The sequence below is a fragment of the Pseudomonas pseudonitroreducens genome, assembly GCF_021603645.1.
In the GTDB taxonomy this organism is placed as follows: Bacteria; Pseudomonadota; Gammaproteobacteria; order Pseudomonadales; family Pseudomonadaceae; genus Pseudomonas; species Pseudomonas pseudonitroreducens.
Window position 1 is genome coordinate 316,640 of sequence record NZ_BQHJ01000001.1, and the last position, 12,129, is coordinate 328,768.

The 12,129-nt window shown below is 65.9% G+C and carries 10 protein-coding genes; 7 read left to right on the plus strand and 3 right to left on the minus strand.

The features are described from left to right. Window positions 1–100 precede the first annotated feature (100 nt). Entirely contained in the window at window positions 101–2,398 is a 2,298-nt protein-coding gene (gene bglX / locus L6D89_RS01455) for a beta-glucosidase BglX (protein ID WP_236198855.1), read from the plus strand. Between the two features lie 61 nt (window positions 2,399–2,459). Here bglX and L6D89_RS01460 read toward each other — a convergent pair whose 3' ends face one another. After that, window positions 2,460–3,239 carry a hypothetical protein gene (locus tag L6D89_RS01460; RefSeq protein WP_236198526.1) on the minus strand — a complete coding sequence of 260 codons (780 nt, stop codon included), beginning with the start codon at window positions 3,237–3,239 and terminating at the stop codon, window positions 2,460–2,462. 153 nt (window positions 3,240–3,392) lie between these two features. Between L6D89_RS01460 and L6D89_RS01465 the strand changes: the two genes are divergently transcribed. After that, window positions 3,393–3,575, plus strand: a complete 183-nt coding sequence (locus L6D89_RS01465) for a DUF1289 domain-containing protein (RefSeq protein WP_024766417.1) — start codon at window positions 3,393–3,395, stop codon at window positions 3,573–3,575. A 97-nt stretch (window positions 3,576–3,672) separates the two neighbouring features. Here L6D89_RS01465 and gap read toward each other — a convergent pair whose 3' ends face one another. Further along, the gene (gene gap / locus L6D89_RS01470) at window positions 3,673–4,677 is read right to left on the minus strand and encodes a type I glyceraldehyde-3-phosphate dehydrogenase (RefSeq protein WP_236198527.1); all 1,005 of its coding nucleotides are present in this window, start codon (window positions 4,675–4,677) and stop codon (window positions 3,673–3,675) included. Window positions 4,678–4,805: 128 nt separating this feature from the next. On the opposite strand from gap, the gene edd reads away from it, so the two are divergent. The 3 genes from edd to L6D89_RS01485 all read left to right on the plus strand — a co-directional run bounded on the left by edd (window position 4,806) and on the right by L6D89_RS01485 (window position 8,829). Continuing rightward, the gene (edd, locus tag L6D89_RS01475; RefSeq protein WP_236198528.1) at window positions 4,806–6,632 is read left to right on the plus strand and encodes a phosphogluconate dehydratase; all 1,827 of its coding nucleotides are present in this window, start codon (window positions 4,806–4,808) and stop codon (window positions 6,630–6,632) included. 122 nt (window positions 6,633–6,754) lie between these two features. After that, the gene (locus L6D89_RS01480; protein WP_236198529.1) at window positions 6,755–7,753 is read left to right on the plus strand and encodes a glucokinase; all 999 of its coding nucleotides are present in this window, start codon (window positions 6,755–6,757) and stop codon (window positions 7,751–7,753) included. A 239-nt stretch (window positions 7,754–7,992) separates the two neighbouring features. Next, the gene (locus L6D89_RS01485) at window positions 7,993–8,829 is read left to right on the plus strand and encodes a D-hexose-6-phosphate mutarotase (protein WP_236171016.1); all 837 of its coding nucleotides are present in this window, start codon (window positions 7,993–7,995) and stop codon (window positions 8,827–8,829) included. 79 nt (window positions 8,830–8,908) lie between these two features. On the opposite strand, the gene L6D89_RS01490 is transcribed toward L6D89_RS01485, so the two are convergent. Beyond that, the gene (locus L6D89_RS01490) at window positions 8,909–9,766 is read right to left on the minus strand and encodes a MurR/RpiR family transcriptional regulator (protein WP_236171015.1); all 858 of its coding nucleotides are present in this window, start codon (window positions 9,764–9,766) and stop codon (window positions 8,909–8,911) included. 185 nt (window positions 9,767–9,951) lie between these two features. Here L6D89_RS01490 and zwf point away from each other — a divergent pair, with 185 nt between their 5' ends. Beyond that, window positions 9,952–11,421 (plus strand): glucose-6-phosphate dehydrogenase, encoded by a 1,470-nt coding sequence (gene zwf, locus L6D89_RS01495; protein ID WP_236171014.1) that lies wholly within the window; start codon window positions 9,952–9,954, stop codon window positions 11,419–11,421. Continuing rightward, entirely contained in the window at window positions 11,408–12,124 is a 717-nt protein-coding gene (gene pgl, locus L6D89_RS01500; protein WP_236198530.1) for a 6-phosphogluconolactonase, read from the plus strand. Before zwf ends, pgl begins: the two co-directional genes overlap by 14 nt. The last annotated feature ends 5 nt before the right edge of the window (window positions 12,125–12,129 follow it).

Genomic DNA, 12,129 nt, shown 5'->3' on the forward strand with positions numbered 1-12,129 from the left:
TGCCGCCCGATCAACCGCCCTGACGACGTCTCTCGACAACATTCCACAGTGACCTGGCGCCTCGCGCAGGCCGCTGAGTACCCATATGAAAAGAACTCCAATCAGCCGTATCTGCTGGCTCGGCCTTCTGCTGGGCCTGAGCAGCGCTTCGCTTTCCGCCGCCCAGGCGCCTGCCGCCGCACCCGCCGTGCCGCTGGCCGGCCAGTCCAAGGAAGTCTTCCTCGACAGCCTGATGCAGCGCATGACGCTGGAAGAGAAGATTGGCCAGCTGCGCCTGGTCAGTGTCGGGCCGGACCATCCCAAGCCGGTATTGCTGAAGGAAATCGCCGAGGGCACCACCGGCGCGGTGTTCAACACCGTGGTCCGTCCGGGTATCCGCGACCTGCAGGACGCGGCGATGAAGAGCCGTCTGAAGATTCCGCTGTTCTTCGCCTACGACGTGGTTCACGGCCACCGTACCGTGTTCCCCATCGGCCTGGGCCTGGCGGCAAGCTGGGACCTCGCCGCCATCGAACGCAGCGCCCGCGTCTCGGCCATCGAGGCCAGCGCCGACGGCCTCAACCTGACCTATTCGCCCACCGTCGACATCGCCCGCGATCCACGCTGGGGTCGAGTCTCCGAAGGCTTCGGCGAAGATGCCTGGCTGACCAGCAAGGTCGCCGCCGCGGTGGTCAAGGGCTACCAGGGCAAGGGCCTGAACCAGCCGCAAACCATCATGGCCGGGGTCAAGCACTTCGCCCTGTACGGCGCCGGCGAAGGCGGCCGCGACTACAACACCGTGGACATGAGCCCGCAGCGCATGTTCCAGGACTACCTGCCGCCGTACCGCGCGGCCATCGACGCCGGCGCCGGCGCGGTGATGGTCTCGCTCAACAGCATCAATGGCGTGCCGGCCACCGCCAACAAGTGGCTGCTGCAGGACCTGCTGCGCAAGCAGTGGGGCTACAAGGGCCTGACCCTCAGCGACCACGGCGCAGTGCTGGAGCTGATCAAGCACGGCGTAGCCGCCACCGAGCGCGACGCCACCCAGGCGGCGATCAACGCCGGCGTCGAAATGAACATGAACGACGACCTCTACGGCAAGCACATGCCCGAGCTGCTCAAGGCCGGGCTGATCAGCCAGGACGAGATCGACCGCGCCTGCCGCGACGTGCTCGCCGCCAAGTGGGACATGGGCCTGTTCCAGGACCCGTACCGTTACCTGCAGGGCAAGGACCCGGTCGACACCGACGCCGAAGACCGTCTGCACCGCGCCGACGCCCGCGAGATCGCGCGCAAGGGCATGGTCCTGCTGAAGAATCAGGGCGGTGTGCTGCCGCTCAAGCGTGACGGCGTGATCGCCCTGATCGGCCCGCTGGCCGACAGCAAGCGTGATGTGATGGGCAGTTGGTCCGCCGCCGGCAAGGCCTTCCAGGCCGTGACCGTGCTCGAAGGCATGGGCGCCGCCACCCGTGGCCATGCCGCGTTGCTCTATGCCAAGGGCGCCAACGTCACCGACGATCCGGAGATCGTCAAATACCTCAACGAGTACAGCGATGACGTGAAGGTCGACTCGCGCAGCCCGAAAGCCATGATCGACGAAGCCGTCGAGAAGGCGAAGATGGCCGACGTGGTGGTGGCCGTAGTCGGCGAGTCCCAGGGCATGGCCCACGAGGCCTCGAGCAAGACCAACCTGCATATCGCACAGAGCCAGATCGAGCTGCTCAAGGCCCTCAAGGCCACCGGCAAGCCGCTGGTGCTGGTGCTGATGAACGGCAGGCCGATGGACCTGCGCTGGGAAAGCGCCAACGCCGACGCCGTGCTGGAAACCTGGTTCAGCGGCACCGAGGGCGGCAACGCCATCGCCGACGTGCTGTTCGGCGACTACAACCCGTCGGGCAAGCTGACCATGACCTTCCCGCGCTCCGTGGGCCAGGTGCCGATCTACTACAACCACCTGAACACCGGCCGCCCGTTCGACCACGAGCACCCGAACAAGTACACCTCGCGCTACTTCGACTCGGAGAACGGCCCGCTGTACCCGTTCGGCTACGGCCTGAGCTACACCGACTTCAGCGTCTCCGAGGTGAAGCTGTCGGGCAGCAAGTTGAAGAAGGGTGACCAGCTGACCGCCAGTGTGACCGTGAAGAACACCGGCAAGGTCGCCGGCGAAACCACCGTGCAGCTGTACCTGCGTGACGTCGCCGCGTCCATCAGTCGTCCGGTCAAGGAGCTCAAGGGCTTCGAGAAGATCCTGTTGCAGCCGGGTGAGTCGAAGGTGGTGCAGTTCCCGATCCGCGAGGAAGACCTGCGCTTCTACGACAGCCAGCTGCGCTACGCCTCGGAGCCGGGCGAGTTCAAGGTCTACGTCGGCCTGGATTCGGACAACGTGAAGGAACAGAGCTTCACCCTGCTCTAAGCGTCAACCGCTGCTGCAAACGAAAACGCCACGGCTGGTTCAGCCGTGGCGTTTTTCTTTGTCAGGCGGCATTGCCGAGCCTCCGCGATCGCCAGCCGATCAGCCAGCGCACTGCGCCCTGTACCAGCACGGCCAGCAGCGCCGCCTCGGCAAAGCTGGGCAGAGTTTCGTTGTCCGGCAGGCGCAACACCAGCCACAGGCAGAACGCCGCGAAGGCCGGGCGCCCGCTGACCATGCCGCGCAGCAGGGCGATGACGAAGCCTGCGCCATGCAGGCGTTGCGACGACACGCAGAGCACGATGGAAAGCAACGGAAACACCGCCAGCAATCCGCTCCAGCTCGGGCCAGCCCAGCCGGCGAGGGCGGTGACGGCCAGCGTCAGCAGCGCGCCGGTAAGCATGCGCAGGCCCAGTTCGAAGCGGCCCAGTGGAGCGATGGCGGCGCTCGGCTCGGCACGCGGCATGAATAGCTGACTGGTCAACGCGCCCACGGCCGCCGCGAGCAGCGCCCAGACGGGCAGGGCAGGCAGTTGTGTCAGTGCCCAGCCGGCCACCAGCCAGGCAAGCATGGCGCCGGTCAATGCCAGCGGCCATCCATGGCGCCGACAGATCCAGGCGTAAGTGAAATTGAACGCCTCGGCGGCGAAGATCGCGGCCAGCGCGAGCAGTGCGGCGTGGGCGCCGAACTCGCGGCCATGCTCCACGCTGATCAGGTAGAGGATGGGCCCGGCGATGGCGGGCAGGGCGGCCAGGCAACCGGCCACCGCCGGACCCCACCGGCGCCCGGAGAGCGAGACCAGCAGCAGGAACAGCGGGACCAGGGAGAGCTTGAGGGCGAGCATGGACGGGATCGGAAAGGCGTGGAGGGCGGATTCTAGCGCGTCGATTGGCCGGATTGATGGCGCCGATGGGGAAATCGAGTTGGACCTTGGCGCCGCCTCGGTGTCCATTGTGCAGGCCCACTGACGTTCACCCATCGAGTCGAGAGGAAGTCCGTGAAGAGTCCGTGCATCAAGGTCTGCGAGTTCGAAGAAGGTATCTGCCTGGGCTGTGGCCGCAGCCGCGAGGAAATCAAGGCGTGGAAGCGCGTCGATCATCTCGGCCAGGAAGCGATCCGCGCCGAGGCCGACATGCGCCTGCTGGTGCTGGAGGCGCAGGGGAAGCGGCTGTATCGCTGATCGGCGTTCGGCGTGGCGGCCGTTCGCGAGCAAGCTCGCTCCTACGAAGAGCCCGGACTGCAGACCTGTAGGAGCGAGCTAGCTCGCGAACCTCGCTTCACCCCCGCGCCGCAGCCATCACCCGAGCCGTATCCAGCATCCGGTTGGAAAACCCCCACTCGTTGTCGTACCAGGCCATCACCTTCACCAGCCGCCCATTCACCCGCGTGTGGCTGGCGTCGAAGATGGCCGAGCGCGGGTCATGGTTGAAGTCCACCGAGACCAACGGCAGGCGATTGAAACCGAGGATCGGCGAAAGCTCGCTGGCCCGCTCCATCAGTTCGTTGATTTCCTGCGCGCTGGTTTCGCGGCCGACCTGCACCGTGAGGTCCACCAGCGAGACGTTGATCACCGGCACCCGCACCGCCAGGCCCGTCAGCTTGCCGGCCAGTTCCGGCAGCACCAGGCCCACCGCTTCGGCGGCGCCGGTTTTCGTCGGGATCATCGACTGGGTGGCCGAGCGCGCCCGGTAAGGGTCGCTGTGGTAGACGTCAGAGAGACTCTGGTCGTTGGTATAGGCGTGGATAGTGGTCATCAGCCCATGCTCGATGCCCAGCTCGCGCTGCAGCACCTGGGCCACCGGCGCCAGGCAGTTGGTGGTGCAGGAAGCGTTGGAGACGATCTGGTGTTCGGCGCGCAGGATGCCTTCGTTGACGCCGAAGACCACCGTGGCGTCGACGCCCTGGCCCGGCGCCGAGATCAGCACCTGGCGCGCGCCGGCCTGCAGGTGTGCGGCAGCCTTGTCGCGGGAGGTGAAGTGGCCGGTGCATTCCAGCACGATATCCACTCCCAGCGCCTTCCACGGCAGCTGCGCCGGATCGCGGATGGCCGTGACGGCAATCACGTCGCCCTCTACCCTGAGACTTTCGGCGTCATGCTCGGCCTGGCCGGGAAAGCGTCCGTGCACGCTGTCGAACTGCAGCAGATGGGCGTTGATCGCGGCGTCACCGAGGTCGTTGATCGCCACCACTTGCAGGTGCTGGCGATAGCCGCCCGAGTCGAGCGCGCGGAGTATGTTCCGACCGATGCGGCCAAATCCGTTGATTGCCAGGCGTATAGTCATTGAGGTCGTCTCTTTTCTTTTGTTGTGGTAAAAACCATTAAATTTCCACGCCGTTGAAAAGTAAACGCCTTGGAATAAACAATTATGTTGTAAAAACAACAACTGATAGTCTGTAGGAGAATGCTGCCATGCACCCCCGTGTGCTTGAAGTCACCCAGCGTATCCAGGCCCGCAGCGCGGCCACGCGACAGCGCTACCTCGACCTGGTCAAGGCAGCCGCCACCAAGGGCCCGCACCGCGGCACGCTGCCCTGCGGCAACCTCGCCCACGGCGTTGCGGCCTGTGGTGATTCCGACAAACAGGCGCTGCGGCTGATGAACCAGGCCAACGTCGCCATCGTCTCCGCCTACAACGACATGCTCTCCGCGCACCAGCCGCTGGAGCGCTTCCCCGAGCTGATCAAGGACGCCCTGAGGCAGATCGGTTCGGTCGGCCAGTTCGCCGGCGGCGTGCCGGCCATGTGCGACGGCGTGACCCAGGGCGAGCCGGGCATGGAACTGTCTCTGGCCAGCCGCGACGTGATCGCCATGGGCACCGCCATCGCGCTGTCGCACAACATGTTCGATGCCGCGCTATGCCTTGGCGTGTGCGACAAGATCGTTCCCGGTCTGCTGATCGGCTCACTGCGTTTCGGCCACCTGCCGGTGGTGTTCGTGCCCGCCGGGCCGATGCCCACCGGCATCTCCAACAAGGAGAAGGCCGCGGTGCGCCAGCTGTTCGCCGAAGGCAAGGCCACCCGCGAGGAGCTGCTGGCTTCGGAAATGGCCTCCTACCACGCGCCGGGCACCTGCACCTTCTATGGCACCGCCAACACAAACCAGTTGCTGGTGGAAGTGATGGGCCTGCACCTGCCGGGTGCTTCCTTCGTCAACCCGAACACCCCGCTGCGCGACGAGCTGACCCGCGAAGCTGCCCGCCAGGCCGCACGCCTGACGCCGGAAAACGGCCAGTTCGTGCCCATGGCGGAGATCGTCGACGAGAAGGCCATGGTCAACTCGGTGGTGGCGCTGCTGGCTACCGGCGGCTCGACCAACCACACCCTGCACCTGCTTGCCATCGCCCAGGCCGCCGGCATCCAGCTGACCTGGCAGGACATGGCCGACCTCTCCGAGATCGTGCCGACCCTGGCGCGCATCTATCCCAACGGCCAGGCCGACATCAACCACTTCCAGGCGGCGGGCGGCATGTCCTTCCTGATCCGCCAGTTGCTCGATGGCGGCCTGCTGCATGAAGACGTGCAGACCGTGATGGGCAAGGGCCTGCGCCGCTACCTGCAGGAACCCTTCCTCGACGACGGCAAGCTGGTCTGGCGCGAAGGCCCGGCGGCGAGCCTCGACGAGAACATCCTGCGCCCCATCGACAAACCCTTCTCCCCGGAAGGCGGTCTGCGCCTGATGGAAGGCAACCTCGGCCGCGGCGTGATGAAGGTCTCCGCCGTTGCTGTGGAGCACCAGATCGTCGAGGCGCCGGTGCGCATCTTCCACGACCAGTCGAGCCTGGCGGCCGCCTTCAAGGCCGGCGAACTGGAGCGCGACCTGGTGGCTGTGGTGCGTTTCCAGGGTCCGCGCGCCAATGGCATGCCGGAGCTGCACAAGCTCACGCCATTCCTCGGCGTGCTGCAGGACCGCGGCTTCAAGGTCGCGCTGGTCACCGACGGGCGCATGTCCGGCGCGTCCGGCAAGGTGCCGGCGGCCATCCACGTGTCCCCGGAAGCGCTCAATGGCGGTCCGTTGGCCAAGCTGCGCGACGGCGACGTAGTGCGCGTCGACGGCACCACCGGTGAACTGCGTGTGCTGGTGGATGCGGCGGAATGGGAAGCTCGCCCGCTCGTCGAGACTCCGGCCATTGATAACCTGGGCATGGGCCGCGAGCTGTTCGCCTTCATGCGCAACGCCTTCAGCCCGGCGGAGCAGGGCGCCTGCAGCTTCACGGCTGAGCTGAACGGTCCGAGCTGACTGTTGCAGCGCCCCGTGCGAAGGGACTGCCTGTCCATCGCGCGGGGCGTTTTCGGTGCTGGCCTATGCTGGCATGATTCCGCGCCACACCCTTTCACCCAACTTCCAGGCCCGAGCCCGCAATGAACTCCAGCAAAGCTCACTCCGCCTCGAACGGTTTCGCCCTGGTCGGCGATATCGGTGGCACCAATGCCCGCTTCGCACTGTGGCGCGGTGAAGTCCTCGAATCCATCGAGGTCCTGGCCTGCGCTGACTATCCGCGCCCGGAAGATGCCGTGCGCGATTACCTGCAGCGTATCGGCCAGCCGCTCTCCGCCGTCGAAAATGTCTGCCTGGCCTGTGCCGGGCCAGTCGGCGCCGGCGACTTCAAGTTCACCAACAACCACTGGGTCATCCAGCGCGATGCCTTTCGTGCCGAGCTGGGCCTGAGCCACCTGCTGCTGGTGAACGACTTCAGCACCATGGCCTGGGCGGCCTCGCGGCTGTCGGAAGAGCATCTGGTGCAGGTGCGCCCCGGCAAGGTGCTGGAAGGCCGCGCCAGGCTGATCATCGGCCCCGGCACCGGCCTGGGAGTTGGCAGCCTGATGCCGCTGCCGAACGGTGGCTGGGAAGTGCTGCCCTGCGAGGGCGGCCACGTCGACCTGCCGGTGACTTCCGAGCGCGACTTCGCGATCTGGCAACTGCTGCGCGAGAAATACGGCCACGTCTCCGCCGAGCGCGTGCTCTCCGGCAGTGGCCTGGAAAACCTCTACCGCATGAGCTGCCAGCTCGATGGCGTGGAACCGAAATGCGCCACCGCCGCCGAGATCGGCGAGCGCGCCATGGCCGGCGATGCCTACGCCGACGCGGTGCTCGAGCACTTCTTCGTCTGGCTGGCGCGGGTCGCCGGCAACGCCGTGCTGACGGTCGGCGCGCTGGGCGGCGTGTACATCACCGGGGGCATCGTCCCGCGCTTCCTCGAACGCTTCCAGCGCAGCGGCTTCGTCGAGGCGTTCCGCACCCGCGGCAAGACCAGCGGACCTTATCTCGAGCCGGTTCCGGTGTGGGTCATGACGGCGGATCATCCGGGCCTTTTCGGTGCCGGCGTCGCTCTTGAGCAGGCCTTGCGAAACCAGGGCTGAGCGCTCCTTTAATTTCAGGCTCCCCTTTGTGATGTCCCCAGGGCTGCCGGGTCGCTCTGGTGAACGGTTGGTGCAAATCTGTTGCATCCCGATGACGGGCCTTTTTCATTGGCGTGGGCGCTGCGCGTGACTAGGCTTTGCGAGTAGAATCGCGGCCTTTTCTGTAAGATGTAGTGAAACTACAGAGATCTTCACGCCCCGGAATGTCCGGGCAGGGATTGGATCAGGACATTCGGACCATGCTCGAGCATCCGCTGCAGCGCTTTTTTCATTCCATGCGGGCCAAGCGGCCCTTCGACTGGGTGCGCTTCCAGCGTCGCGACCTGTTGCTCATCGATCACCCGCAATGCCAGGCCGTGTTCAGCCGCCAGGGCGCGCAATTGCTGCACTTCCAGCCGCGCGGCGCGCGCCCGCTGCTGTGGTGCTCCAGCCAGTGGCCGAGCCTGAGCACGGCGCCGATCCGTGGCGGTATTCCGGTCTGCTGGCCGTGGTTTGGCAGCCATCCAACGGAGGCCGACTGGCCTCAGCATGGCTGGGCGCGCCAACGCGAATGGCGGATGCTCGACGCCTGGGCTGACGATCAGAAGGCGGTAGTCAGTTGGCAGCTGGATATCGAGGACTGGCATGTGCGCCTGGAAGCGCGCCTGGGCCAGGACCTGGACATCGAACTCTCCAGCTACCACGAGGACGACAGCGACTGCCTGTTCAGCTTCGCCCTGCAGCCCTACTGGCGCGTGGGTTCGCTGCGTCGCTCGGTGGTCCACGGGATGGAGCTGGACGGCAAGGCCAGCGGCCTGCCCAACACCTGGGCGCCGCGGGGCGCGGTCAAGCAGGTGCTCTACAACACCGGCTCCCTGGTGCTGGAGGATGCCGGCTGGCAACGCCGCCTGCGCATCGACAAGAACACCAGTGCCGGCAGTGTCATCTGGCACCCGGGCAGCCGGACAGTCGAGCAGGTGGAGCCGGGCGAGGCGGAACGCTTCCTCTGCATCGGCGCCGCCGGCTACCGCGCCGGCGGGCTGATCCTCGCCCAGGGCGAGCGGATGCTGCTGAATCTGCGCGCCGGGCTGGTCTGACCCGGCCGGATTACGCCGACTTCCCTGTAGGAGCGAGCAAGCTCGCTCCTACCATTCCGCTCAGCCCTCGCAGGCGGCCTCAGCTTTCCTCGTCGAGCTGGTAGCGCGTCGGCACCAGGCTCTCCTTGATCTTGCGCAGGTGCGGCTGGAAGTCCACGCCGCGGCGCAGGGTCACGCCGGTGGCGAGCACGTCGAGGACGGTCAACTGGATGATCCGCGAGGTCATCGGCATATAGATGTCGGTGTCCTCCGGCAGCGGAATGTCCAGGCTCAGGGTGCTGGCGCGGGCGAGTGGCGAGTTCGCGGCGGTGAGGCCGAGTACCGAGGCGCCGTTCTGCCGCGCCAGATGTGCCACATCGACCAGCTCGCGAGTGCGCCCGGTGTAGGAGATCACCACGAACAGGTCGCCGGTATGTGCCACCGAAGCGATCATGCGCTGCATCAGCACATCGCTGTGGGCCGACACTGCCAGGTTGAAGCGGAAGAACTTGTGCTGCGCATCGAGCGCCACGGAGCTGGAGGCGCCGAGGCCGAAGAAGTGAATCTGCCGGGCCTGGATCAGCAAGTCCACGGCGCGGTCGATCAGCTTGGGGTCGAGCAGCTTGTGGGCGCTGTCCAGCGAAGCGATGGTGCTGCTGAATATCTTGCGGGTGTAAGCCTCCGGGCCATCGTCGGCGGCCACTGCCTGGGTCACGAAGGCTGCGCCGCTGGCCAGGCTCTGCGCCAGTTGGATCTTCAACTCCGGGTAGCCGCTCATGCCGAAGGAGCGACAGAAACGGTTCACCGTCGGCTCGCTGACGCTGGACGCCTGGGCCAGCGCGGCGATGCTGAAGCGCGTGGCTTGCTGCGGGTCGTGCAGGATCACCTGGGCGACCTTGCGCTCGGCCTTGTTCAGCTCTTCCAGTCGGCTCTGGATCTGCTCCAGCAGGTTCTTCATCCGTGCTCCTTGGTAATCGACGGTTGACCGGATAGGGCCGGCCAGCGGCGCTATCCTAACTTCAGGCCGGCAGGCGACCAACAACGGCGCGAGGCTGGAAAAATATGTTGTTTAATTACTACATATTTGTCTTAATGCCGGCGTAGAAGGCTAACTATCGTTCAAAATTTGGTTGGTAACAACAAATGCCTGAAGTCCGCGTTCTGCCCTGCACTCTCGCACTGTTTGGCGCCCTGGGTGATCTCGCCCTGCGCAAGCTGCTGCCGGCGCTCTATCAGCTCGACCGCGAAGACCTGCTGCACCGCGATACCCGAATCCTTGCCCTGGCCCGTGACGACGGCGCCAGCGAAGAGCCCCTGGCGACCATCGAGCGCCGCCTGCGCCAGGCCGTGCCGGCGAAGGAGTGGGACGAAACCGTCTGGGCGCGCTTCCAGGCGCGCCTGCATCACCTGAGCTTGGATTTCCTCGATGCCGGCTCCTACCAGGCGCTGGCCGAGCTGGTGGGTGACGAGAAGACTCTGGTTGCCTACTTCGCTACCGCTGCCTCGGTGTTCGGTAGCATCTGCGAGAACCTTGCCGCCGCCGGTCTTGCCGAGCGCACCCGGGTGGTTCTGGAGAAGCCCATCGGTCACGACCTGGAGTCGTCCCGTGCGGTGAACGACGCCGTAGCGCGCTTCTTCCCGGAAAATCGCATCTATCGGATCGACCATTACCTGGGCAAGGAGACGGTGCAGAACCTCATTGCACTGCGCTTCGCCAACAGCCTGTTCGAGACCCAGTGGAACCAGAACCACATCTCCCATGTGGAGATCACCGTGGCCGAGAAGGTCGGCATCGAAGGCCGCTGGGGTTACTTCGACAAGGCCGGCCAGCTGCGCGACATGGTGCAGAACCACCTGCTGCAACTGCTCTGCCTGATCGCCATGGACCCGCCGGCGGACCTCACCGCCGACAGCATCCGCGACGAGAAGGTGAAGGTGCTGCGCGCGCTCGAGCCCATCGCCCCGGAGCAACTGGCGACCCGCGTGGTGCGTGGCCAGTACACCGCCGGCTACATCGACGGCAAGGCGGTGCCTGGCTACCTCGCCGAGGAAAACGCCAACACCAACAGCGATGCCGAGACCTTCGTCGCCCTGCGGGTGGACATCCGTAACTGGCGATGGTCCGGCGTACCGTTCTACCTGCGTACCGGCAAGCGCATGCCGCAGAAGCTGTCGCAGATCGTCATCCACTTCAAGGAACCGCCGCACTACATCTTCGCCCCTGAGCAGCGTTCGCTGATCAGCAACCGGCTGATCATCCGCCTGCAGCCGGACGAAGGCATCTCCCTGCAGGTGATGACCAAGGACCAGGGCCTGGGCAAGGGCATGCAACTGCGCACCGGCCCGCTGCAACTGAATTTCTCTGAAACCTTCCAGACCGCGCGGACGCCGGACGCCTACGAGCGGCTGCTGCTGGAAGTCACGCAAGGCAGCCAGAACCTGTTCGTTCGCAAGGATGAAATCGAGGCCGCCTGGACCTGGTGCGACGGCCTGATCGACGGCTGGGGCCGCCTGGGCGAGGAGCCCAAGCCCTATCCGGCCGGAAGCTGGGGACCACAGGCTGCGGTTGCCCTGATCGCCCGCGACGGGAGGGATTGGTATGGCGATCTTTGAACCCAAACTGGCTGAAGGCATGGCCTGGAAAACCTGGAACAATGCCGCCGAGCAGGCTCGCGGCCTCGCCGAAGCGGTAGCCGACGCGCTGCGCGAGGCATTGATCGAACGCGGCCGCGCGCTGCTGGTGGTGTCCGGCGGGCGCAGCCCGGTGGCCTTTCTCGAAGCCCTGAGCGGTGCGGTGCTGGACTGGTCGAAGGTGGCCGTGAGCCTCGCTGATGAGCGCTGGGTGCCCGAGTCGCACCCGGACAGCAACGCCGGATTGCTGCGCCGTCACCTGTTCCGGGGAGCGGCGGCCAAGGCGCAGTTCATCGGCCTGTATCAGCCGGCGAGCAGCCTGGAGGAAGCGGCGGACAAAGCCGATCGCCATCTGCATGAACTGACGCTGCCCATCGATGTGCTGGTGCTGGGCATGGGCGACGACGGTCATACCGCGTCGCTGTTCCCCGGCAGCAGCAACCTGGTCGAGGCGCTCGACCCGGCCGGTACGCGTCGTTGCCTGTCGATGTGGGCGCCGACCGTGCCGCACCAGCGCCTGACCCTGACCCGCGCCGTGCTGCAGGGCGCGCGGGTGCAGATCCTGGCCATCCAGGGCGAATCCAAGCTAGCCACGTTGAGCCAGGCGCTCAGCGACAACGATGACCAACGCATGCCAATCAATGCATTCCTGCGTTCACCTCTTTCGATCCACTGGTGCCCCTGAGGCAC

Coding starts and splice junctions, on each gene's coding strand:
- L6D89_RS01480 (WP_236198529.1), top strand. CDS start 6,755: ATGAACTCCAGCAAAGCTCACTCCGCCTCGAACGGTTTCGCCCTGGTC.
- edd (WP_236198528.1), top strand. CDS start 4,806: ATGCACCCCCGTGTGCTTGAAGTCACCCAGCGTATCCAGGCCCGCAGC.
- pgl (WP_236198530.1), top strand. CDS start 11,408: ATGGCGATCTTTGAACCCAAACTGGCTGAAGGCATGGCCTGGAAAACC.
- gap (WP_236198527.1), bottom strand. CDS start 4,677: ATGACTATACGCCTGGCAATCAACGGATTTGGCCGCATCGGTCGGAAC.
- L6D89_RS01485 (WP_236171016.1), top strand. CDS start 7,993: ATGCTCGAGCATCCGCTGCAGCGCTTTTTTCATTCCATGCGGGCCAAG.
- L6D89_RS01460 (WP_236198526.1), bottom strand. CDS start 3,239: ATGCTCGCCCTCAAGCTCTCCCTGGTCCCGCTGTTCCTGCTGCTGGTC.
- zwf (WP_236171014.1), top strand. CDS start 9,952: ATGCCTGAAGTCCGCGTTCTGCCCTGCACTCTCGCACTGTTTGGCGCC.
- L6D89_RS01490 (WP_236171015.1), bottom strand. CDS start 9,766: ATGAAGAACCTGCTGGAGCAGATCCAGAGCCGACTGGAAGAGCTGAAC.